This is a genomic window from Ulvibacterium marinum (genome assembly GCF_003626755.1).
In the GTDB taxonomy this organism is placed as follows: domain Bacteria; phylum Bacteroidota; class Bacteroidia; order Flavobacteriales; family Flavobacteriaceae; genus Ulvibacterium; species Ulvibacterium marinum.
In genome coordinates this window covers 1,244,750-1,270,122 of sequence record NZ_RBCJ01000002.1, presented here as the reverse complement: position 1 = coordinate 1,270,122, position 25,373 = coordinate 1,244,750, and the positions used below count along the sequence as shown (strand labels likewise).

Here is a 25,373-nt window from a genome sequence, read left to right as displayed (position 1 = left end):
CCAAACTCTATTTTAGCTTTAAAAAGTTTACTGTATTCTGATAATATACCTTTTTCAGAATGTCAATGGGCAAGCCCAGGCCACGGGTCTTTTGACCTCTTATCTCCAACGAATCCGTACCACTAAGGTAGTTCCATAACAGCCAATAATTGGCATCAAGTGATTGCTGTTCTTCTTTAAGTTGGGTGGTGCTCAAGGAGTCTTGTGGTGTGCTATTTCCATAGTCGGAACCAAAAAACACCCTATCCTGATATTTCGTAAAGAAAGCCTTTACCTTATCGCTATCCTGTCCCGCCAAATCTCCAAACCTTGCGGCTGGCTCTACGTACATATTTGGAAATTTATCAAGCCGTTCCGCTACCATATCCACATTGTGGGACATACTGCCCAAGTGTGCACACAAAATATTTATATCCGGATTTTTTTCTATCCAGTTGTCCCTCGCAGCTATTATCGTTTCATAGGATGGTATCTCTGGAAAGTTGTAGGCATGGTATTCCGGGTGCTCCTTATAATATCCGTAGTGTGGATTTTGGGGATCCAGCTCCCTCCACGCCTGTTCAGGCTCTCCGATATGGGCCATCACCGGAATTCGTTTCGATTTTAAAAAGTCCCAGATTGGCTGTAAACGGGGATCGTCAATTTGAATATATTTCCCTGAAGCATCCTTGGTGACCATGCCAAAATTCTTCCATACCTTGACCATTCTAGCTCCGGAATCGATTTCCTTGCTTAACTGCTCAATGGTTTTTTGTGCATAGTCGGGCTCATCTATGCCCACTCCGATAATTGCGGAACATAGACTAAACATTTCAGGATAGGTTTGGACATGGGTCAAATAGTTATCCCAACTTCTAATGATACCTACCTCATCCTCTCGGTAAACATCGACCAATACAGCCTGCATGTTCCATTTTTCAAAGAATGCGGGTAGGTATTCCCTGGCATGTTTAAAATGTGCATGGACATCTATTTTTTTTAGAGTTCCCTCGTCCAGGGTAATTACTGGTTCATTATTCGAAGATTGACTTTCTGCCTTTGGCTTGCAGGCAAAAAAAATGCTCATTGCAAATAAAACATATAGGCTATTTTTCATAATCGTGGTTTTATATTATTCCGTGCGATTGGTTATTTATTCTTCTCCGATAGGAGGTCCATCCCATAAATGTAATTATTTTTTCGTCGATGCATTTGCACGGCCCTTCAATTCTTTGAAGTAGTACCCTTGGCTTTACCTAGAAGAAAACCTTCTAAAACACAGGCAATTGCCAGTATTGAAAATAGGAACAACTCAACTTCCAAGACTCCTATTTTGGATGGAATAATTCCTATTTTGGCGAGAATGAAGGTAATCAAAGCCATTACGGTTACAATAGGCATTAGGAGCGACGGTTTTCGTGAACTCAGTATACCGACCAGAATCATAGGGCCCATCATGGCTGTTCCCGTAAAACTGGTGCGTGCCAACAAAACCAAATGTTCTGTACTGAGGATGGAAAAAATTAGGGCCAATATCCCAAAAAAGAAAATAAAGACTCGGGTTATTAAAATCGCTTTTTTATCCCCTAAGGTAAGTAACGACCTTAGCTCCGAACCTAGTGCGAATATTTGGGAATCAGAAGTTGAAATAGCCGCCGCAATCAGCCCTATCAATCCTAATGCTGCTATACCTTCAGCTTGATCGTATAAAAGTACATGTCCTATAAATTCCTGGGTGGATGCCTCTGGATACAATACCGCTCCATACATTCCCATAAACAGCGTGGGAAGAATAATCAATATGGCTACAATGCCCAGACCAATGGCCATCTTACGCAAAGCCGAACTGCTTTTCATGATGACAACCCGAGTAGAAATCTGTGGTTGTGTAAAAGGTAATGAAATGATAGCAATGGCCGAAATAATCAAAAATTGAGTGGTAAATAGTCCTTTGGGACCGGGAACGGAGAGTAATTCATTGCTGATGGATTCAACCTTATCGAACATGGACGTCATGTTCCCAAAATGACTTACACAGTTCCAACCAATGATCCATATGGTTATAAAAAGTAGAATTCCCTGTAAGGTGTCGTTATACATAATTGCCCTAAGACCACCTGTTTCACTATATAATATCATAATACCTACAATAATCAGGCTCCACGCCCAGACAGGAATCGCATTTGGAAAGGCCGCGTTAAGAAATATAGAAATACCACTAATTTGTACAGCTATATAGGGAATCAAAAAAATCACCGCTCCCCCAAAAGCTACATACCCTGCTAATTTTGCCCCATAGGTATTGACCATTAAACCGGACATTCCTTTAAAATCCAGTTTTCTTGCTTTTCTTCTGAGCATTTCTCCTACCCGGATTAAGGCATAGACCATCATAGTATCCGAAACTGCCAAAAAAATCCAAGCCCCAATACCATGTGTACGGAAAAAGTCCGGCATCCCTATTACGGTAAAAGCGCTGAATAAGGTAGCCGCTGTTGTGAAAAGCCCAATAACAAACCCTATATTACCACCACCTAGTAGATAGCTTGATGTGGTTTTTTCCTTAACACGTGTACGTCTTACCAAAAAGACCAAGATACCCAGATAAATCGCGCCCGCAATTAAAAACTTAGTCAGCATGGTTCTCTTCTTTGTTTATGATGGATACCAGATAAGCGAGGATTACAAAAAGAAAACTGACCAAAAGTCCTGCCCCTAAGGTATAGGGCAGTCCCAATATAAAAGGTTCGGCCACATGTTCAGGGGTCACCAAAGGACTGAATGAGGCAATGAAGGTGAGAAGGGCCAGGCCATCCAAAATCTTTAATAGGGCAACACGTCTTTTTTTCATAATCTGGGTATAGTTAAACCTCCATCGACCATAATCACTTGACCGGTGGAGTAAGGGAATTTTCCTTCTACCAAGGCCAAAACCGCCTGGCCCACATCTTCTGGAGACCCTATCCTGGATTGAAGCATAAGTCCCTTATTAATCATTTCTTGGTATTTCTGAAGTACCTTTGCCGTCATATCAGTTTCAATTACCCCTGGTCTTACCTCATATACAGGTATGCCGTATTCACCCAGTTTTGTAGCGAACAATTGGGTCATCATACTCAGACCGGCTTTGGATAAACAGTATTCTCCACGGCTTATGGAGGCCGTGGTAGCACTGATAGATGATATGTTGATGATGCAAGGAACGTTTTCCGTGTTCTTCTCTTTGTATTGTATCATGTGATCGGCCACTTTTTGGGTAAGGAAAAAAGGCCCTTTAAGATTAATGTCCATCACCCGGTCATAACTTTCTTCCGTAGTCTCCAATACGTCAAGCCTTTTTAAAGGACCAACACCGGCATTATTGACCAGTACATGAAGTTGGCCAAAAGCCTCCAATACTTCCGTAACTATTTTTTCCCTTTCCTTGGGAACGGCTATATTTCCTTGACAGTAGATTACCTTTTTGGCGCCGAGTCCTTGTAACTCTTTTAAAGCTAAGGCGACGTTCTTAGCTTCCCTAACCCCATTAATGGCCAAATTGCAACCACCTTTTGCCAACGCTCTGGCAATACCTAATCCAATCCCGCGCGATCCCCCGGTAATCAAAACATTTTTTGTCATAAGCCAGAATTTTTTTTGAAGGCTTTCAACTGAACAGCTTCAGGTTTTGCTTTATAATAGGGATCCAAGGGAAAACAACCGGATATCATACCTATACGAGGTGCCGTGGTACAATCTGAAAAAGTTCTACAAATTTTACCCCGAGTTAGTGGTCTCCCGTTTATAATGTCATCCGGCATATCAGGGTAACTCAATACCATTCTCCCCAAACCGACAAAATCCGCCATATGATTTTCCACGACGGCCTCGGCCACATGGGGTAGCCATTCCTGAAGATAAGAATAGGCCGATCCCACAATGGCAAGGTTGGGAAATTTTCTTTTTATTTCATGGGTAACCTGTATTTGGCGCGCAACTCCAAGAAGTGGATCTTCTGGAGGGAGATAACCATCAGAAGGTGGGAAAAGTGCTGGCCTTTGGATATGGGGAACGTAATACGGACTTCCGGCTGTGATGCAAACCATTTCGACGCCTAATTTTTCCAAATAACCGATCATTTCGAAAACTTCGGAAAGATCAATTCCAAGGCCTTGATCCGTTCCCCCAAATGCTTCACTGTATGTATTTGGGGATTTTTCGGGGACTCCTATGTCGTTTTCATCTTTTGTAAATGGAATCCAATCAAAGGCACTAAGCCTAACCGCAACAGGTATATTGCTAGTGGCTTTAATGCCATCCACTATAGATGTTATAAAACGCATACGATTCTCCAAGGAGCCTCCATATTTTCCTTCGCGATTGAAGGCACTTAGAAATTCATGGCCCAAATATCCATGACAATGTTTGATGTCTACGAATTGATACCCCGCTTCTTTGGCAAGTGCGGCTCCCTTTATAAAATCTTCTACCAGGGTATCGATTTCAGTATCGGTCAATGTTGGGTAATCCTCTGGAAGATTAAATTTTTTATTCAGAATAGAATGCTTATATAAAATCTTGGGCTTACGCTTTCGGTCCTCATCCGGAATCGCAAACCTACCGGAATGGGTGAGTTGCAGACCAATATACAAGTCAGATGTTGTTCCGAATTTGGATTCGTGGGCTTCGATCAAATTGTTGTATAGAATTTTGAACGCATCCAAATTGGCTTCATTGATCAACAACTGATTCGGATTGGCCCTGCCTTCCGGGTTTACTGCGACAGCTTCACATCCCCAAAGTAGTTTGGCCCCGCTGATGGCAAAATTATGCCATCGTCGCTTGGTCATTTCCGAAGGCCTACCTTCTAACGTTCCATCCCATCCTTCCATGGGAAGAATGCAAAATCGATTACCGATAACCCTGCCCGATTTGAGTTTAAAAGGCTGGTTCATAATGGATTGCCCCGTATTATTCAATGTTTCATTAAAAGGCAAATCGGCCCCGATTTTTGAGAGATGTTGAGCAAAACTTTCGGCGGTCTTCAATTGTGCAATGCGTGGAAACTTTGGTCTTGATTTGGCCATATTACAATGTTATACCTTTAAAGAATGTATAATACGAATCACCCTTGATAACCTCGCCTAAATACAACGCCAGTTCCCGGGTGTGATAATCCCCCCACATACAGGCCTCGCCATTGGGAATGGTACTACCTTTTGGAATATGGTCCCAACCATTGGGGCGGTGATAGATGGCATGTAGAATCAATCCTTGATGATTTTCATTTGTACTGAGGTATGGCTCATCGAAAAGACTATCGGCTATGGTCAAACCTGCGGACCAATAGGTATCCGCATCGGCCTTGTTCCTCACTTTTAAATAGTTGCCCAACCTCAATAAACCTTGGGCCCCTATAGCTGCCGCCGAACTGTCAATAGGTTCGTAATCATTGAAGGGGTCCGATTTTTTATTTCGCCAATCTAGAAGATGAAACAATCCAGGCGCTCCGGTATCCCAATATGGAATTCCATCGATGGCACTATTTTCCAAATAAAAATCGCAAGTGGCCCTTGCGGCCTTTAGAAAAACTTCCTCTATATATGCTTTTCCGCCCAACTCGTCCAGTTCTGGCAAGTGTTCTTGACTTTGCAGAAATTCCAATTGTTCCGCGAAGCCTAGCATAGCCCAACTTAAACCGCGTGTCCAAGTAGAAAACCCGCTATACCCCTGTTGGGTGGAAGGAGAGCGAAAGTTACCGTCATTCGTATTAAATATAGCTTCGTGGGCCGTTCTTCCCCATACGTCATACGTATCACGTCCTTCGCCGTAATAAATAGAATACTTTGCCGAGGCCAAGGCATGTTGATAGGCCCTTTTAAGCAAATTTATTTTGGAATCGTTCTCACCAGAAGAATAGTGACCCAACATATGACCTACAACCAAAATTCGAATAGTCCGCATCGTATCTACAAATAGGGAATGTGGTCCATTAAAGGAGTAGATGAATCCTCCTTCTGGAAGGGAGGTCCAACGTTGTGCCTGGACCGAGGCCGAAAGTTTAAGTGCCAAGGCACAGAACTCCTTGGCACCGGCATTCTGTTCAACCTTGCCTTCATTTAACAAACGGAGCCAGTTGCCATAGGTACTTAGATTGTTGAAACCATGATCATGTACACCAAAATGGCTAATATGGGGTGGCATGTGTGCCTTTATATGATCGATACCAAGATTTAGGAAATGGGCATCTTTTGTGGCATCAAATTGTAATAGTTCGGAACCATACTGGAAGCCTTGTGTCCAATCCGTCCAACTTCTAGGTTCATAGGTTCCGTTTACAGTAACTACCGGGGAGCCGGAAACTCCTTCCAGATGGGAAGCCATACTTTTTATTTTCTGCCCGGATAGGGTCCAGAGTCTTTCGATCTTATCCTTAAGGTCTTGGGTCTTTAGTTCGGGGTTTATCTGCATAAGTTCAATTTGCTTTGGAGTAGTATAGTTTGCTTCTTGAAGAAATAGTAATTAACAACATATTGCGTTTTAAATATAGGAATAAAGAACCTATCCTCTCTGCTTTCGAAACTTGATTCTTTACAAATCATTTTAATGAGTTTTATGATGGCCTTGGGACAATACCCGTCCTTTTTGCCCAGATTGACCACATTTCGGCCATTTTTTGTACCAACCCTGGATGTTTTGGCGCCAAATTATGCATTTCTGTACGATCATTTTCCATATCGAACAACTCCCAATTTTCCAACTCCAAATCATCAATTTGATCCCATACGAACGAATGCGTTTTGTTCGCTTTTGAGACCAATTTCCATTTCCCCATCCTAATGGCACGGTTACCTTCATGCTCCCAATAAATGGCATCTCTCTCCAGTCGCTTTCCCTCAAATACGGGAACCAGACTTTTACCTTCCATGGGTGGTATTTCATTACCATTAAAGGTAGTGGGGTAAAGATCGCCACCAACATCTACACAGGTTGCCATGATATCGATCAAGTGGGCGGGCTCGGTTCTAAATCCCCCGATTCCTGTGGTTTCAGGATTAATTTTTTCCGGCCAATGCACAATTAAAGGCGAGGAAATACCGCCCTCATGTACCCAGTGCTTGTATTCCCTAAAGGGCGTATTGCTAACATTGGCCCAGTTACGGCCATAGGCGGTATAACCATCCGGTGGACCTGGCCATCCATTTTTCATTATCCCAATGGGCTTGCCGTCCCTAGTAAAAAAGGGGACCATTTCGGTTTGTAGCTCATCAGGGGTTAAGGGCACTCTGTCCTTTTCCATGGTACGTTTTGACATCCATTTCAATTCCTCGGCACAGGCACCGTTGTCCTGCAGGTAGATGATCAAGGTATTCTCCAATTCCCCTTTGGCCTTAAGGGCGTCCACTACTTTTCCAATACCTTCGTCCATTAGCGTGATCATTGCGGCGTAGGTTTCCATATTGGCGAGTTCCCATTCCTTATCCGGAATATCTTCGGACCAATGCTGTATGAGGGAATCACGAGGAGTAAGTTCCCATTCTGTTTTGGTCAACCCTATTTTTTTCATTCGTTCAAAACGATTTTTTCGCATCTCGTCCCAGCCTTTATTGTAGCGTCCCTTATATTTTTCGACGGCCTCGTCCGGTGCATGCATGGGCCAATGTGCCGCTGTGTAGGACAAATACAGAAAAAAAGGATTACTAGTTTCATGTTCCTCAATACGTTCCACAGCATAATTGGTAAAGTCGGTGGTGCAATAAAAGCCTTCACGAGGTGCAACATATGCATTATCCTCTGTTAGGGAACGCGGATCATAGAGACTGCCTGCTCCGGAAATCATACCAAAGAACCTATCAAAACCCCGTTGTTTGGGCCAATTGTGTTTGTCCGGATTATCTATGACATAGGGAGTTACATGCCATTTCCCGGACATATAGGTGGAATATCCCGATTTTTTTAAGGCCTCCGCAATGGTTACTGCATTGGAACTTAAGTCCCCTCTGAAAGCTGGCGTCCCCCGGTCATTGACCATATGGCCAATTCCCGCTTGTTGGGGATAAAGGCCTGTGAGCAGGGAAGCTCGTGTAGGGCAACAACGTGCGGTATTGTAGAATTGGGTAAACCGCAGGCCATTGGCGGCAAGTTCATCTAGCCTCGGGGTCTTAATCTCACCGCCATAGCAGCCAATGTCGGAATAGCCCATATCGTCTCCCATAATGAGAACAATGTTCGGAAGATTATTCTTTTTTGATGGAGTAGGGGATGTGCAACTTTGGAAAAGTAGGATCACACCCAGGACTACATAGCCGATTGTTTTCTTCATGGCGTACTTTTTTGCTTTAGCCAAACGGACATTTCCCCAATTTCCCGGTGTGCCCAGGAATAGTAGGGAACCGCGGTAATTGTTTGACCATTGATTTTGCCAATGCCACCCAATAGTTCCGCATCGAAGGAATAGTTGAGTTCCTCCCCTTCCTCGGGTATCTGAATGCCAAGGACTCCTTTAGGATTATCAACTTCTTCGGCACAATACACCAATGGCCCACGTTCCAGTGCAATTTTACCCTCGTTGGCGGCCACCAATTCATGGCTCACCACCTTTCGAATGGGCATTTCGAAAGAGATATTGATTTTATCGTTCGGTGCCCAGGTATCATTTTCCAATGTTATGTAACCGTCCTCGATTAATGTTTTGGAAGGTTCGCCATTTATAGTCACTACAATGGCAGGGGAATGATTATCATTATAACGGTACAGGTCTCCATCCATTACTTGGTTCCTGGCCCATCCTGGAACCCTTAGCTTTAGAACGGCCGAAATAGCTTTCTTGTTTAAAATCTCTAATTCTACCGAACCCTCCCAAGGATAATTTGTGGTTTGGGAAAGCTGCAAATTTCCATTTTCCAAAGGAATTTCAGTCTCGTTGCCAATATATAAGTTCACATATACTTCATTGCCTTTAACAGCATACATATAACCAGGAAGGGAAGGTAGAATACGTACAACGTTTACAGGGCAACAAGAACAATCGAACCACGGCGATCTACCACATACCCCCTGGTTAAATTTTGAAACGCCATCCACTTCTAAGGGGTTGGGATAAAAGAAGGTGTTCCCCTCAAGGGAAACCCCGGCGAGAAAACCATTATACAGGGTTCTTTCAAAAACATCCATATATTTTACATCACCACTCTTTAAAAACATCCGATGGTTCCAGAGCATAAGGGCAATAGCGGCACAAGTTTCCGTATAGGCCGTAGCGTTCGGAAGTTCATAATCCGGTCCAAAGCCTTCGTGTTTGGGTTCGGCACCGATACCCCCGGTAAGATAAATTTTTTGGTGTACAATATCGTTCCAAATTTTGTCTAGGGCCTCATCATAAGCCGTTTCACCGGTCAAGGCCGCCACGTCAGTAGCCCCAGCATAGAAATATCCGGCCCGTACGGAATGCCCAACGGCCTCTTCTTGTTCGGCAAGTGGTACGTGGTCCTGTTGATATTTTCCAGCATACTTCCCTTCCGTAGTGTTATGCCCTTCGGCATTTCCACGTTGATCAATGAAAAACTTGGCAAGGTCAAGATATCTTTTTTTACCGGTTACGCGATATAATTTTACCAATCCGATTTCTATTTCCTGATGGCCTGGCACGCCCATGTTTTTACCGGGGCCAAAAACGCTATCGATGAGGTCGGCATTTTTAAGGGCCACCTCCAGTAATGACCTTTTTTCGGTTGCCTGAAAATGGGCAGCTGCTGCCTCATACAGATGCCCCACATTATAGAGCTCGTGATAAGTCTGAAGATTGGTCCATCTTTTCTCACCGGCACCATCCGCTGCCTTTTCCGGATTTATGGTACGGTTGGTATACAAATAGCCGTCTTTCTCTTGTGCCGCAGCTATTTTTGCTATCAATTCATCTAAGAATGATTCAAGCTGTGGGTCACTATGAACCTGTAAGGAGTAACTAGCTCCTTCAATGACCTTAAACACATCTGAATCATTAAAAAAAATACCTTCAAAATCACCCTCTTCAAGTCCGCCGGCAATCGCAAAATTTCTGAGCCTCCCCGTTTCTTTGCATTTTTGAAAGTTATAAGGAATAGTTACTTTTCGATTTGTTTCCAATCTGGGCGACCAAAAATTATCTTTAATCGTAACCGAGGTAAACGGCACTGGTTGTATCGGGTAATCCAACTGGGTGGCCGAAGTTTCCACGATTTTCGTTTCTATCTTCTTTTCTTTACAAGAGGAAATTAAAAACAGTAAGATTATAAAAGTGTTTCTAACCCAAACGAAATCGATATAGTTGAACCGGCATATATTTTTCATCACTTCATTTTTTTGGTATGCATGATAAAGAAATCTGTGAATAAACAATCATAGATTTTTTGATGGATTCAATGTTTTTAAATAAGCGATTAGATTCAGGACATCCGAATCGCTTAGGGTATTTAATAAGCCTTCGGGCATCATCGATTTTTCGGTGACATCCCTGGATCGTATTTTTGATTTGTTGATGGAAATTGGTTCCTGCCCAACCACCCTAAGGGTAATATTCCTATCATTTTCAGCAATAACGTTTCCACTATAGGTCCTGCCATCCTGAGTAATGATTACCACTAGTTTATAATCATCTTGAATTTCACCACTGGGATTTAGGATGTTGTTCAAAAGGTAGGCTGTATTGGTACGGTTAGAACCGGTAAGATCAGGTCCAATAACCCCACCCTCCCCGAACATAACGTGACATGCTGCGCAGGTTCGCTGGTAAATGCCTTTTCCTTCAGTAGCATTGGCATTGGCTATGGCTTCATCGGAAAGCAATCGTTGATACTTGCTGAACTGCCCTTGGATATCTCCTGAAATATCGTCGATAGGCCCCCAAATTTCTACAAAACCACTTCCTACCACCCTTCGCATTTGCATAGCGACATAAGCCGGAATGTCTTCTTTAGGGATGGTCCCCTCCTTGATGGCATTGGCCAGAATTCTGCCATAGGTGCCCCTTGAGGCGAGCGTTAGGATGGCCTCCTGCTTCTCTTTAGAGGAAAGTTCCTGATATTTCTGGAACAGAGCCTTACCCAGATTCTCATTTTCATAGGCGGCAATGGCCCGAATGGCCTCCATCCTAAGGTTAGGATTCTCCAATAATTTGGGCAACTCCTTTTCAAGTTCCTCTCGTTGGTGGAGGGCGAGGTTTTTTATCGCATTTTGTTTTTGTTCAGGACTGGACTTGGCATCGCTAATGACCGCCATCATTTTTTTGGCCGCATCCGCATTACCAAAATGCTGTGCTATTTGATCTGATAAGGTAACCAGTTCGGAGTTGGACTGTAACGATTTGTAGACCGAGGCCCAATTTGAGGGCTCCCTCAAGTCCGATCTACCTTCCAGACCCGCCAATATACCCTTCAATAGATATTTTTGTTTGCTGGATTTTTTATCTATCTCGGCGATTAACTTTTGCAATTGGTCTCCATCTAGCAAACGCCGAGCAATTTTTTCTACTAGCGACGGAATGGCACTGACATTGGCTAGTAACAGTGCCTTTTCCGGTCGGTCCACTAGCATGGGTTCTATTCCGAACCACAACATCAACGGAATATTGGGATCATCTATGTCTTCTTCAAATTGTACTAGAAATGAAGCCATATCCCAGCGATTGGCTTTGTTTATTCTTTGTAGCGCACCGGCCAGATACCTACGGACTACGGGAGAGTTTTCATTTTTTGCCAATCGGGTAAGGGCTGCTACCACCGTCTTCGATGGTGGCCCATCTTCAGTTAGAAATTGAATGGCCCATGCCCGGACATACTGCTGCCCGTCTTTAAGCAGTCCCATCAGTCGGTCAGAAGTAATATTCCCTGTGATCCAGAGTGTCCACAAAGCACGGAGCCTAAGATCTTCGTTCCTTTCTTTTTTCAGAACATTTTCCAATTGGGTAATGGCCTCCTTTTCCAGTGCTTTTTTTGTCGCCCTATACTGAAGGATTACCCTTGCCCTTTGTGCATGCCAGTTGCTTTTACTCCGTTGCAATTCCACTAGCTCCAGGTCACTTTGTTTATTTAGATCTTCAAATCTCCCCGGCCAATTTTTAGCAGTAGATTTTTCCGGCATAATTCTAAAAACGCGACCCGTTTCCTTGTTGAGTACTTCCCCACCACAAATATCCGCATCGTGCCAATCGAGGACATAGAGTCCGCCTTCCGGACCTACCTCCATGCTGAATCCTACCCATTGGGCATTGTTGGCCAACATAAAGTCCTCTCCGTGGCTCGCTGTAAAACCGGAACCATTCGGGGTCAATATATCTGATAGCACGGCGTGCTCATGAATGTTGGCCATAAAAAGCCGCCCGTATTGATCATTGGGGAAGGCATCGGATTGATAAATTCTTGCACCACCATGAGCGGATCGATGGCGATGATCTACGATGGTCTTAATGTCCTCATAGACATAAGGATTAAAATGTTGCCCGCCTTGTCTATGATAAATACCACCAGGAATGATATGAAATAAATGAGGGATGACACATGCAGAAATAAATAGTTGGCCTTTGGAATCATAATCGATGCCCCAAGGATTGCTAAAACCATGCGAGACCACTTCAAAACGATCTTTTATGGGATGGTAACGCCAAACGCCCCCATTGATATCCACTCCATCCGCATCCAGCAAATCTTCTGGGAAGGCCTCCCGGTGTCTGTAAATGCGACCTTTGCCTTTTGGTTTTCGTATGACCGATGGTGTAGCAAACCCTTCAAGGCCATAGAGCCAGCCATCCGGGCCCCAATGCAAACTGTTGATGGTTTCATGCCGATCCCGAATACCCCAACCGGTCAATAGAACCTTGATATCTTCCTCATCTGCTTTATCATCTCCATTTTTATCGGGTACAAACAATAAGTTGGGTGGTGCTCCTAAAAAAAGTCCTCCGTGACCAACGGCAATGGCCGAAGGGAATGGAATACCTTCCAAAAAGACTTTTTTGCTATCGGCAATTCCGTCTTTATCGGTATCTTCCAAAATGAGGATGCGGCTGTCACCGAAATTTGAAAAACCATGTCCTCGGGATTCATAATCGCGATTCTCGGCAATCCACATTCGCCCCTTATCATCCCAACAGAATGCCATGGGCTGCGTAATCATAGGTTCGGATGCAAATGCATTCACTTGGTAACCTTCTTTTAAGGTCATGGCTTCCACCGCTTCTTGCGGACTCAGTAATTTGGCATCCCGTCCCTCTTTTTTGGCAAGCTCCCAAAGCGAAGCGGTATTGTACATTCCTTTATCGCCAACATAGTCTCCCCAGAGGTCGTCCATTTTAATGGCGTTCAGTTTTCCGGTATAAGCTACTATTTGATGCCGTATGGTTTCGACTTCCCCTTTTTTAATATGCCAATCTCCCATTTTTGCACGTACCGGTCCGATGCCCAATTGGGAGTCCACCCGCCAAGTCTGGGGAAAGCCTTTATTATCGGGATGATCAAAAATGGCAATATGGCCCCATTCGTCCAATCCAGCGATTTCCATACCCGCATTTACCCACATGGCTCGTTGTCCTTCGGCCTTTTCGTTGCGTTGCCGAGCAGCATTCTCCACCTCGCCTTTGATTCCCTCTTTCCAAGGCATTCTAAGAAACAATCCACCATAATCAAATTCGTTGACGGTAATATCGGTAAGCGCCTCCCCTTGCCATTCCAAACTCATAAGGTAGCTATCCGATTTCTCGGTGAAGGTCCAGGTCTGGGACTCCTTTAAGATGGGTATACCGGCCTCATCCAGCATGTGGTACACGGTCTTCCATTTTACTTCCTTCCCTTCGGGTATGAGCACTTGGGCCGATACTTTTTGCCAATGGTCTCCTCCGGGAAAATGAAAATAATCCCTCCCTATTTTTTTCTTTATGTCTTCGGGTTTGTTCCGGTCATAGAACCATTTTTTTAACCCGGCGGAATCGATTCCAGCACCGTTTACACGGGTGAAACCCCAATAGAGTCCAGTTTGGTGCGGATGGTGACCAGGACTGTACTGCGTCAGCTCAGCAGTGGAACCGGGCGCTAAAATAGGATGGATAAATGGACGAAAGTCAGCTTTGATATTTTGAGTGACCAAGGCCACATTGTCATCGGCAGTGAATACTTCTATAACGTCATCTCCTTTTTTGATGACAAAACTATGCTCTTGGCCGTTTTCAACGATTTGCTGTTTACTTTTTTTAGTCTGACAGGCAGCTATACAGGTAAACCCCAAGACAAAAATGAAATACCTAAGCACATCTTTCATGTTATCGTTTTATAAGTCCATATCAAAGACCAAAGTATCCAGTTCTGTTGCTTTCCAGGGGGTTACCTGCCCTTGGGTACGAAAACGAATATGACCTACAGCTCCCGCGGATAAAGGTTTCTGCGAGTGGCCCCAGGCATTTCGAATATAGGTGGAAATAGCAGCGATATCCTCGTTTTGTAGGGTAGAGAACGAGGGCATGCTGGGTAAAATGTCCGGGATGCCAAATTTCTTGCCATTTACGGTAACCGGGCCTTCCATACCATGTAACAATATCATAGCCAATCTGTAATCCGCCCCGGTGACCCATTCCGAATTTTTAAGGGGAGGAGCAAAACGGGATATACCTTCGCCTTGCGTACCGTGACAATTGGCACAGAGATTTAAGTACTTTTGTCTTCCCTGGGCAAACTGTTGAGGGTCAACTTTATGTTCGGCTTTTTTTATGGCAAGTTGCTTTTTAGGCTTTCCGGGCCAAGTCAATTTTTGAAGGAGTTCTTCGGGTAATGCTTCATTTTTTAAAAGAGTTGGTTTTCTTGAAAGCACTATTTCTCCCATGGCGTTGGTACCTTTGGAATTGAGCATCCCATTTATCAACGCATTTTTGATCCATTTTTGATTCTTCAGCATTTTATCTTGGGTCAAGGCCAACATGTGTTGTACTTCTTTCTCCGAACCTTTATTAGCAATGGCCGTGCCCAACATTTCAATGAATATTTCCTTAGCTTGATTGTAGGTCTTCCATCCCGATTTGACTAGTAGCGTCTTCAACAATGCGGCCTCTCTATTTTGAAGACTGCTCATCACGACATCCCTGGCTACGGGCAATTGTCCAAAGCGTGATAGGAACTTCTGTGCAATATCGAATGCAATTTCGGAATCGATTTCACTACTTTCCAGTACCATTTGCATCTGTAACAAAGGCGAAGCTTGATCATAGGTTTCCTCTATAAATTTGGTAATTTCCTTTTTTACATCTACATGGTCGGAATCTTTACCACCGATCAATCGCAAAGCCGTTTGGGCCACCCTAGAATTTTCGGATCGTAAAGCTGGCAACAACACCTCTGGTTGTGCCAAACCTAGGCCTTCCAATGTCCATAAGGCATGCAATTGGGCAAGAGGATTTCCCTTTTTGATTACTTCTTCCAGGTCATAAGCAATAGGTTCTCCTTTTTCGACCAATAATCGCTGGGCCATGTCACGCGTCCATCCATTGGGGTGCCCCAAAAGGGCAACCAAAGTCTTGGAATCGGCCTGGGAAAGGTCAATGGGTTTTTCCCGACTTTTCTTTTTTGAGGTTATCCTCCAGATGCGACCCATATGGATGGGTCTATCGAGTTTGCGTTCCAAGGTTACTTTTCGAAGATAGGGGGTCATATACGGGCCATGCTGAATGATTCCTTTGTACATATCCACTACATATAAGGCTCCGTCAGGGCCTGAAGCTAAGGAAATAGGCCGGAATCGCTCATCGGTCGATGCCAAAAATTCCCGATTCTTATAAACGCCTTGAGCACTTAGCATAAAGCCCTCTTCTGTAATTTTATTGCGTTTGATAAGGTTGGCCGTGGGTTCGCAAACAAAGGCATCACCCTTGTAATCCCTTGGTAGGATATTCCCTCTGTAGATCAATGGGCCACAGGCTGAGGCAAATTCCAACAAGCGTCCTTCCTGATCCAGAGTACCTGGAACATACCCCCGATTTACAGCCGTGTTGCTGCGAATGGGAAATATCTTGCGTTCCAAAGTCAAACCATGGTCAATTCCGCTTGATGGGGTATGGTTTTTATTCCGCTGCAAAGCATTTGGAGGAACCAGATCGGCGTGCAACTGTGACCAGTTGTAGTTATAAAATAGTCGGCCAGAATCGTCATGGATAATGCCCCATTGCCCGCGGAATTCAGTTTCATCCTTTACCCATTCCCCATTGATGTTTCGATACCGGTATTTAGATTTAGCGTTGTAGAGCCAGTTGTCCATTCCCCGCCAAAGCCCGTTCGCGGAATGTTCGGGCATGCCACTACCTCCGTAGGTAGAATCGATCAAGGTTTTAGTATCCGCCTTAAAGTCTCCATCAGTATCCTGGATATGCCAAAGCGGGATGTTTTCGGCTACCAAAGCACCTCCTTTGATGACCGCAAGGGCCCTAGGCAGTACAAGGCTATCCAGAAAGATCTGGCCTCGATCCATTTGGCCATCTTGATCATCATCGAACAATACCGAGATACGACCTACGCGATCTTTTTCGCCGGTACCATCAATATCGGACATAAACCCTAGCATTTCCACCACCCAAAGTCTTCCGCCTTCATCGAACGAAATAGCTACGGGATCCTGTACCAAAGGTTCGGCGGCGACTAGTTGAATTTGTAAACTATCATCCGCCAAAACAAAAGAAATTAGAGCTTTTTCTGGAGATAGGGGTGGGGAGGGGTCTTTTTTACAACCTGATAAACTTAATAGTAAACATGCCAGGACAAGAGTAAACCATACGATATTTTTAGAATAAATCCCCATACATTTTAGCGTACACCTACCAACCTTTTTCCATATTAATTTTGGCTATGGTTTAGAAAAGAAAACTAGCCAGAAAAACCATAAATGCGGCACTAGTTCCTACAACTAATGTCCCCAGGGTATACACCCGATATCCCGTTTTAACATCAATACCTGAAAATTGGGTGAGAATCCAAAATCCGCTATCATTGGCATGTGAAACGACCATGGCACCGGCTCCAATGGCCGAAACTACCAAAGCCTTGTCGATTTCCGTGGTAAAGCCCATCGTTGCCAACAAGGGAGCTACAATAGATGCTGTGGTTATCAAGGCAACCGTAGATGAACCTTGGGCACTTTTAATGGCCGCACATAATAAAAATGGGAGCCAAATACCGAGGTTGGCACCAGATAGGGAATCTGCCAAAGTATCGGCGATACCACTATTTTGTAATATTGTTCCAAAAATACCCCCTGCTCCCGTAATCAAAATAATATTGGAGGCATCCGAAAGTGCCTTCCCGACCCAACCTGTTGTAGCCAACATTTCATTGTCCCACTTTTTCGGTAAAAGAAAAGCGAAAAGCATACCGATCATCAATGCTATAATTGGAGAGCCAACAAAAGAGATAAACTTCATGAGGCCCGAAACTTCTTCCCCTTCGACCATGTTAAACTCCAAAATGGATTTTCCTACAATGAGCAAAATGGGAATCAATATAGGCAGGAAGGACTTGAAGGCGCTTGGCGCCTGTTTCATTCGTTCTTGGATAACCTCTTCCGTAATGTCGGGATTGGGATCTATGTACTTTTTGGCCCCCATTTTTTTACAGTAGATTACGGCAATGATCAAGGACAACAGTCCTACTACAAGCCCTATCAACATGACCAGCCCCACATCGGCACCTATGATTCCCGCCGCTGCTATGGGCCCGGGGGTAGGAGGAACCAGTACATGGGTAATCATCAAACCTAGAATCAAGGCCGTAGCCGTGCCAACAATGGAGAGCCCTGCCCTTTTGGTCAAGCTTTTGTTCAAGGGATTAAGTATAATGAACCCACTATCGGCAAATACAGGAATGGAGACAATAAAACCTACAATGCCCATGGCCTCGTGAACCCGTTTTTTCCCGATAACGCGCAGGACCACCTCGGCTAATTTATAGGCACCTCCGGAATGTTCCAAAAAGGCTCCTATAATAACCCCCAAAACAATTACAATACCAATTTTTCCCAACGTGATTCCAAAACCATCATTGACCAGATTAACTATGGTATCCAGGGTCATGCCGGAAAAAAGGGCAAAAAATAGTGCCGCCGCCAAAAGGGATAAAAATGGATGTACCTTCCACTTTACGGTCAGCAGAATTATAATTAGAACACTTAGTAATAACAGAATAATATTGATCATGGTTGGTTGTTTTAGTGAGCGTCCCTACTTACCTGGTCCCCTGATTTTCCGACTAAAAAATCAAGATCGGCCCCTAGGTGCGATTGTTGAACGGTTTTGGTATACAGACTGGTATAGCCTCTATTCATTGGTGGTGTAGGTGGGGTCCAGGCCGCTTTTCTTTTTTGGATTTCGGCCTCATCCACCTCCAAGTGAAGTTTACGGTTAGGCACATCCAAAACAATGGAATCACCTGATTGCACAAGGGCCAAAAGACCACCGATAGAAGATTCCGGAGATACATGGAGTACTACCGTACCAAAAGCGGTACCGCTCATCCGTCCATCCGAGATGCGTACCATATCCTTTACTCCTTTTTTTAGCAGTTTTTCCGGGATATCCATATTGCCTACCTCGGCCATTCCCGGATATCCTACGGGCCCTACACCTTTCAAAACCATTATACTGTTTTCATCAATATCCAAATCCGGATTGTCCACGGATGATAGGAAGTCCTCTATGGTCTCAAAGACCACGGCCTTGCCCCTATGGGTCATCAGTTCCGGAGTTGCCGCAGATGGTTTTATCACCGCCCCGTCCTCACACAGATTTCCATACAAAACCGCAATACCGGCCTCTTCCATAAAGGGTTTGTCCAAGGTAGCAATGACTTCTGAATTATAGCATTCTGCAGTAACGTTGTTTTCTATAAGGGATTTGCCATTTGCAGTAATCACATTTTTATGAAGTTGATCTTTCATTTCTTTTATTACTACGGGAAGGCCGCCGGCATCAAAGAAATCCTCCATGAGATATTTACCGGAAGGCATCAAATTGACCAACAAGGGAATTTTGCTTCCTAGGGTGTCAAATTCTTTCAAGTCAAGTTTTATTCCTATTCGACCGGCAATGGCCAATAAGTGAATAATGAAATTGGTGGATCCACCTATGGCGGCATTGATTTTTATGGCATTTTCAAAAGCTTCCTTGGTCAATATTTTAGATAGTTTAAGGTCTTCCTTGACCATTTCCACAATACGTCTACCCGAGAGTTGCGCCATTACTTTTTTTCTGGAATCCACCGCTGGGATTGCTGCAGCACCGGGAAGGGTAAGCCCAAGTGACTCTACCATACATGCCATAGTGGAGGCCGTTCCCATGGTCATACAATGCCCGGCACTTCGAGCGGAACATATTTCGGCCTCTATTTGGTCTTCTTTTGTGAACCCCTCGTTTTTGATCTTATCCTTCAATTGCCAAACAAAAGTGCCCGAACCAATACGTTCACCTTTATACTTACCGTTAAGCATAGGCCCACCTGGTACCACTATGGTGGGAAGATCTACGCTACATGCGCCCATTACCGTGGAAGGGGTGGTCTTGTCGCATCCGGTCAATAGCACTACACCATCAAGTGGATTGGCTCGAATACTTTCTTCGGTATCCATACTGGCCAAATTCCGAAAAAGCATCGCTGTAGGTCGCATCAGGATTTCGCCCAGACTGGTCACGGGGAATTCAAATGGCACGCCTCCAGCTTCTAGCACCCCTCGTTTCACGAATTCCGCAAATTCACGAAGATGTCCATTGCAAGGTGTGAGTTCCGACCACGTATTGCAAATACCAATTACCGGACGCCCCTCAAAATAGTCATTGGGATACCCCTGGTTTCTAAGCCAGGACCTGTGTATAAAAGCTGATTTTTCATCTTCGGGATTAAACCAATCCTCACTTCGCATTTTTTTTTGATTCTTATTCCCCATATTTCAAATTTGACCTTTTCATGTTCAAGTCGCCCATTTTTTGATTTTTAAAAATTTCGGAATAAGGTATCATCTTTACTACAGTTAACAAAACGGAATGCTTATTTATTTATCATCTTGATGTTCTTTTGATGATTTTTTTATAATTATGATAATCTTTTGCTATTTTTAGTTCATTGGGTTTTATGCTTTAGAGAAGTGAAGAATCGTAAATCTATTGGGCGATGCTATGGTCTGTAATACATATTTTAAAAGAAGTAAAATATCATAATCGATTACTGGCCCCAAACGAGTTGACCGAGCAAGGAATCCATAGTTTTCCTGATAGTAGGAATGGTAAGTTGCCCATGAAATTTATACCTTTTAAGTAGTGATAGGCCATTTGCGCAATGATTTGGATCATATGTGATGCTATGGCCGAACATTCTAGTTTACCTTGATCCTGTAAAGACCTGAATTCGGTATATAAGACATGTTGCCACATCATTTTTATGCAATACATCTTCGGACTATTTTTTGAAATTATCCTGGTACCAAAGACATTTTAAATTCCAATAGCTGACTCCAATAAGACCATAGTATGAAACGAAGAATCTTTATTCAGAAAACGGCAGTAGCTTCTGCCGCTCTATCCGTACCCTCAATTTTACCAGCGACCACCACCTCCTATAAAAGAATCCTTGGAGCCAATGACCGTGTTCAGGTAGGGCTTATAGGTTGTGGTGGGAGGGGAACTTTTGTAGGCAAAGCGATGCAAGAAATGAACAATATGCAGTTTTCCGCCATATGTGATCTATACCCCAAGCATCTTGACCGTGCCAAGGAATGGACTGGAAGCAAGGATAACGCCTATAAGGATTTTCGCCATCTATTGGATCAAAAAGGGTTGGATGCAGTGCTCATAGCCACTCCTGATCATTGGCATGCGATTCCTGCCGTAATGGCCTGTCAAGCCGGACTTGATATGTACTTGGAAAAGCCTCTGGGCCATAATATTCGTGAAGGTCAAGCCATCCTTAAAGCTTCCAGGGAAGCCAACAATGTTGTTCAGACCGGTACACAACATCGTTCCGCTCCACATTGGGAAGTAATTCGGGAAATTGTTCAAAGTGGTAAATTAGGGGCCGTACGGTACGTTCGCGTTTGGAATTGCCAAAACACCTACCCGAGTGGTTTAGGGAAGGTAGCGGATTCAAAACCTCCAGAGGGGGTCGATTGGGATTTCTATCTAGGTCCTGCTCCTTATGTCCCATTCAATAAAAATAGGTTTGTAGGAACCTACAGATGGTTTTTGGACTATTGTGGGGGCATAATCACGGACTATGCGGCACACCGCTTGGATAGTATGCACCAAGTTATGGGGCAAGATGCCCCGTTGACCGTTTCCGCAACCGGGAATCTCTATGACATTGTTGAAGATGGCGGTGATATCCCGGATGTATTGCAGGTCACTTATGAGTATCCAGGATTTGTGGTAAGTTACGAATCGTTGCGAAACAATGCGCATGGATCTGGTGGGCGAATCCCAGGTAGGAAATATTACAATGCCAAGGGCGATACCGATAGGCCCAATGGACTTGCCTTTTATGGTAGCAATGGAACATTGTTCGCCGATCGTATCGGATTTGAAATATACCCTGAGGGAGATAAAATGGAACGACAGGAAATGTCCGTGGGAGATTCTACACCGGACCATACCAAAAATTTCATTGATTGTGTACGATCCAGGAAAAAACCTGTAGCGGATATCGAAATTGGACATAAGGGATCCAATGCCTGTCACCTAGGAAATATTGCCTTCAAGTCCGGATTAAAATTTAAATGGGATAGTGAAAAGGAAGAAATCATTGATGCCCCGGAAGCGACGAAACTAATGGGAAGGAAGGCGCGCAAACCCTGGGATATGATTTAAAGGTCTATGAAAATAATTACAACTTTGTAATACCAGCCAAGGACCTTTGGCTATAGTCGAGGTATTTTATACTAGAACTTTATTGCCATTTTAATGCTTTCTTTTACCTTTAGGGACGGTGTTCCAGAGACCTGTTGCAAGCTTTCCTTCCATGATAGGGTTAAAAAGGATCGAAATGAAAATGATATCTATCGAATCAAAAATGCATCATGAAGCGAAGAAAATTTGTTAAAAGCTCCTTAGCAGGCACTATGGCGATGAGCCTGCCCGTACTACCAACCTTTTCAACAGTAGTAGCGGAGACACGATTTGGCGTGGCCGATGCTTCCTATATGATGCGGCGGTATCGAAAAATGAAGAGTGAGGCATATCCTCCGTTTACCAATGCCTTGGAAATGATAGAACACTGTAGTTCCCTTGGATTTGGGGGGATGCAAGTAGGTGTTGGTGGCTGGGATTCCGATTTCTCCAAAAAAGTCAAAAAACGAAAAGAAAAACTGGATATTTTTCTAGAAGCCCAGATTAGGCTGCCTAAAGATGAAGGTGATATAAATCGTTTTGATCATGAGGTCAAAACCGCAAAGGAAACTGGCATTGATGTTTTCAGAACGGCCTGTTTATCGGGAAGGCGCTACGAGAGTTTTGATAGTATGCAAGCCTTCCAGACCTTTAAGAAGGCCGCTATCAATTCCATACAGCTAGCAGAGCCCATAATGCACAAGCATAAAGTGAAACTTGCGGTGGAGAACCACAAAGACTGGCGTATCAAGGAAATGGTGGCTATTTTGAAGATGATCGACAGTGAATGGGTAGGGGTCACCCTGGATACCGGGAACAATATTTCGCTTTTGGAAGACCCCGTGGAGGTGGTGGAAGCCCTTGCACCTTACGCTTTTTCTGTACACCTTAAGGATATGGCCGTTGAAGAATACAAAGATGGATTCTTACTTTCCGAAGTCAATTTAGGCGAAGGATACCTTGATATCGAAGGCATGATCAATACCATTAAAAGGCATCAACCCAATGTCCGTTTCAATTTGGAAATGATTACCCGGGATCCTTTGAAAATCCCTTGCCTTACCGAAAAATATTGGGCCACCTTTGACCAAATATTGGCCCGCGAACTTGCACTTTACCTTCATAAAATCAGAACATTGAAGAAAAAAGAACAATTGCCTCTGATATCAAATAGGACAACTGACGAACAATTGTCCTTGGAGGTGGAAAATAATCGAACCTGCCTGGTCTATGCCAAACAAAATTTAGGATTTAAATAAAAGCAGAAATACATGACCAAAACAACTTTACCTGGAATAAAACAATTTGATATCACGGGACGATGCGCCCTGATTACTGGTGGCTCCAAAGGATTGGGCTTTGCCATGGCCGCTGGTCTGGCCTCGGCCGGGGCCAATATTTGTCTGTTGAACCGGAATTTGGAAGAAGGAGAGACCGCAGCCCAACAATTGACCCAAGACTATGGTGTTACCGCCAAGGCTTATGCCGCCAACGTAACCGATTTAGCGGCTGTAGAAGCTGTTGTAGCTTCAATCTCTGATGAATTTGGGCGGTTGGATATTTTGATAAACAGTGCGGGAATCAACATTCGTGGGGCCATAGACGAGCTTACTCCGGATGAGTTCGAACAGGTGATGAAAGTGAATGTTGATGGTACTTGGAACGCTTCCCGAGCAGTTACCCCACAGATGAAAAAACAAGGCAGTGGGCGTATTATCAATATGGCGAGTACCCTTGGTCTGGTTGGTTTGGCCAACCGTACGCCCTATGCCACTAGCAAGGGCGCCGTAGTACAAATGACTCGAGCCCTCGGCTTGGAACTGGCTCCGTTCAATATTACGGTGAATGCCATTTGTCCCGGACCCTTTTTAACGGAAATGAATATCCCGATTGCAGAAACTGCGGAGGCCAAAAACTTTATTGTAGGGGCCACGGCATTGGCACGTTGGGGAGAACTTCGGGAAATTCAGGGAGCCGCACTTTTTTTGGCCAGTGATGCCGGCAGTTATGTAGTGGGATCCATGCTCACTGTAGATGGTGGGTGGACCGCCAAATAAGAGCGTTGTACTTTTCTTTTTTAACTAAAAGGACTTTTTGCGTTAAGCGGCATCTATATCATTGCCGATTTCCCAATAAAGTTTTATCTTAACTGCCTATCCCAAAAAATTACACAAAATAAATTTAGATATAATGAAAAACTTAGGAAAGAATCAAAATTCTATCGATCAGGAAAAAAAATCGCGTAGGGACTTCGTAAAGAAAAGTGCTTTGTTCACTGGAGGCGCCATGCTGTTACCAAACCTTCAAATGAATGCCATGGTAAATGTCCTCAATGACAAGAAACTCAAAATTGCCTTGGTAGGTTGTGGTGGTCGAGGAACGGGTGCCGCAGTACAGGCTTTAAATGCAGACGATAATGTGGAATTAGTAGCCATGGCTGATGCTTTCGAGGATCGTTTGCAGAGTAGCTTTATGAACATTGCAACGGCATTGGGGGAAAACAAAAAGAAATTGAATGTAAAGGAAAAAAACAAGTTCGTGGGATTCGATGGTGCCAAAAAGGCAATGGATTTAGCTGATGTTGTCATTTTGGCGACACCTCCCGGTTTCCGCCCGGAACACTTTGAATATGCTGTGAATAGCGGCAAACACGTCTTTATGGAAAAACCGGTTGCAACTGACGTTCCTGGAGTTCGCAAGGTCTTGGCAGCTGCTAAAAAAGCTAAAGAGAGCAAATTGAACGTGGTGGTTGGTTTACAGCGTCATTACCAAGACAACTATTTGGCAGCAATGGATCATTTAAAGAAGGATGCCATCGGTAAAATTGTGTCCGGTCAGGTGTATTGGAATAGTGGCGGAGTCTGGGTAAGGGAAAGAAAACCGGAACAAACGGAATTGGAGTACCAGATGCGAAATTGGTACTATTTCAACTGGTTATGTGGCGATCATATTTTAGAACAACACATCCATAATATTGATGTAGCCAACTGGTTTATAGGGGAATATCCGATTTCTGCCCAAGGAATGGGTGGAAGACAAGTTCGTACCGGGAAAGATCATGGAGAGATCTATGACCATCATTTTGTAGAATTCACTTATCCTAGCGGGGCGGTAATAGCAAGTCAGTGCCGTCACCAACCAGAGACCATGAGTCGGGTTTCTGAATTTTTCCAAGGTACCAAAGGAACGGTTTCCACAGAAGGGGATAATGCAGCTATCAAAGGATGGGATGGAAGTACTATTTTTGAACATAGGGGTAAGGATGATCCAAACCCATATGAAGTGGAGCATGTAAAACTCTTTGAGTCCATCCGAAACGGAGGTGTAATTTCCGATGCGGAGAACGGTGCAAAAAGTACCATGACCGCTATTTTAGGAAGAATGGCCACTTACTCGGGAAAAGTTGTAAAGTGGGATGAGGCCATGGCCTCCAATTTGGTTTTGGTTCCTGAGAATCTGACTTGGGAATCACCGGCACCGGTCAATCCCAATGCGGATGGATGGTATGAAATTCCGACTCCTGGAAAGACCGTGGTAATTTAGATAT

16 protein-coding genes are annotated in these 25,373 nt (G+C 44.0%); 4 read left to right on the top strand and 12 right to left on the bottom strand.

The annotated features are described in order from the left end of the window. Window positions 1-7 precede the first annotated feature (7 nt). The 12 genes from D7Z94_RS12815 to D7Z94_RS12760 form a co-directional block, all read right to left on the bottom strand. Entirely contained in the window at window positions 8-1,096 is a 1,089-nt protein-coding gene (locus tag D7Z94_RS12815; protein ID WP_120711919.1) for an amidohydrolase family protein, read from the bottom strand. Window positions 1,097-1,203: 107 nt separating this feature from the next. Next, window positions 1,204-2,619: a sodium:solute symporter family protein gene (locus D7Z94_RS12810; RefSeq protein WP_120711918.1), complete on the bottom strand. Its 1,416-nt coding sequence runs from the start codon at window positions 2,617-2,619 to the stop codon at window positions 1,204-1,206. After that, window positions 2,609-2,830, bottom strand: coding sequence for a hypothetical protein (locus D7Z94_RS12805; RefSeq protein WP_120711917.1), 222 nt, complete (start codon window positions 2,828-2,830; stop codon window positions 2,609-2,611). The genes D7Z94_RS12810 and D7Z94_RS12805 overlap by 11 nt, the downstream gene beginning before the upstream one ends. Then, window positions 2,827-3,600: a 3-ketoacyl-ACP reductase gene (locus tag D7Z94_RS12800; RefSeq protein ID WP_120711916.1), complete on the bottom strand. Its 774-nt coding sequence runs from the start codon at window positions 3,598-3,600 to the stop codon at window positions 2,827-2,829. The genes D7Z94_RS12805 and D7Z94_RS12800 overlap by 4 nt, the downstream gene beginning before the upstream one ends. After that, window positions 3,597-5,045: an oxidoreductase gene (locus D7Z94_RS12795; protein ID WP_120711915.1), complete on the bottom strand. Its 1,449-nt coding sequence runs from the start codon at window positions 5,043-5,045 to the stop codon at window positions 3,597-3,599. The genes D7Z94_RS12800 and D7Z94_RS12795 overlap by 4 nt, the downstream gene beginning before the upstream one ends. A gap of 1 nt (window position 5,046) precedes the next feature. After that, complete coding sequence (locus D7Z94_RS12790; RefSeq protein WP_120711914.1) at window positions 5,047-6,429, bottom strand: glycoside hydrolase family 88 protein; 1,383 nt, start codon at window positions 6,427-6,429, stop codon at window positions 5,047-5,049. A 142-nt stretch (window positions 6,430-6,571) separates the two neighbouring features. Beyond that, window positions 6,572-8,281, bottom strand: a complete 1,710-nt coding sequence (locus tag D7Z94_RS12785; protein ID WP_120711913.1) for an arylsulfatase — start codon at window positions 8,279-8,281, stop codon at window positions 6,572-6,574. Beyond that, window positions 8,278-10,287 carry a glycoside hydrolase family 127 protein gene (locus tag D7Z94_RS12780; protein WP_120712067.1) on the bottom strand — a complete coding sequence of 670 codons (2,010 nt, stop codon included), beginning with the start codon at window positions 10,285-10,287 and terminating at the stop codon, window positions 8,278-8,280. The genes D7Z94_RS12785 and D7Z94_RS12780 overlap by 4 nt, the downstream gene beginning before the upstream one ends. A gap of 48 nt (window positions 10,288-10,335) precedes the next feature. Next, window positions 10,336-14,244 (bottom strand): PVC-type heme-binding CxxCH protein, encoded by a 3,909-nt coding sequence (locus D7Z94_RS12775; protein ID WP_120711912.1) that lies wholly within the window; start codon window positions 14,242-14,244, stop codon window positions 10,336-10,338. Window positions 14,245-14,253: 9 nt separating this feature from the next. After that, window positions 14,254-16,764: a DUF7133 domain-containing protein gene (locus D7Z94_RS12770; RefSeq protein WP_170158842.1), complete on the bottom strand. Its 2,511-nt coding sequence runs from the start codon at window positions 16,762-16,764 to the stop codon at window positions 14,254-14,256. 52 nt (window positions 16,765-16,816) lie between these two features. Continuing rightward, window positions 16,817-18,154 (bottom strand): GntP family permease, encoded by a 1,338-nt coding sequence (locus D7Z94_RS12765; RefSeq protein WP_120711911.1) that lies wholly within the window; start codon window positions 18,152-18,154, stop codon window positions 16,817-16,819. Window positions 18,155-18,165: 11 nt separating this feature from the next. Next, a complete protein-coding gene (locus D7Z94_RS12760) occupies window positions 18,166-19,896 on the bottom strand; it encodes an IlvD/Edd family dehydratase (RefSeq protein WP_120711910.1) in 1,731 nt (576 codons plus the stop codon). 580 nt (window positions 19,897-20,476) lie between these two features. On the opposite strand from D7Z94_RS12760, the gene D7Z94_RS12750 reads away from it, so the two are divergent. The 4 genes from D7Z94_RS12750 to D7Z94_RS12735 all read left to right on the top strand — a co-directional run bounded on the left by D7Z94_RS12750 (window position 20,477) and on the right by D7Z94_RS12735 (window position 25,369). Next, window positions 20,477-21,808, top strand: coding sequence for a Gfo/Idh/MocA family protein (locus D7Z94_RS12750; RefSeq protein ID WP_120711908.1), 1,332 nt, complete (start codon window positions 20,477-20,479; stop codon window positions 21,806-21,808). 209 nt (window positions 21,809-22,017) lie between these two features. Continuing rightward, complete coding sequence (locus tag D7Z94_RS12745; protein WP_120711907.1) at window positions 22,018-23,085, top strand: sugar phosphate isomerase/epimerase family protein; 1,068 nt, start codon at window positions 22,018-22,020, stop codon at window positions 23,083-23,085. Window positions 23,086-23,097: 12 nt separating this feature from the next. Continuing rightward, window positions 23,098-23,883, top strand: a complete 786-nt coding sequence (locus tag D7Z94_RS12740) for an SDR family NAD(P)-dependent oxidoreductase (protein ID WP_120711906.1) — start codon at window positions 23,098-23,100, stop codon at window positions 23,881-23,883. Window positions 23,884-24,016: 133 nt separating this feature from the next. After that, window positions 24,017-25,369, top strand: coding sequence for a Gfo/Idh/MocA family protein (locus tag D7Z94_RS12735; RefSeq protein ID WP_120711905.1), 1,353 nt, complete (start codon window positions 24,017-24,019; stop codon window positions 25,367-25,369). Window positions 25,370-25,373: the final 4 nt, after the last annotated feature.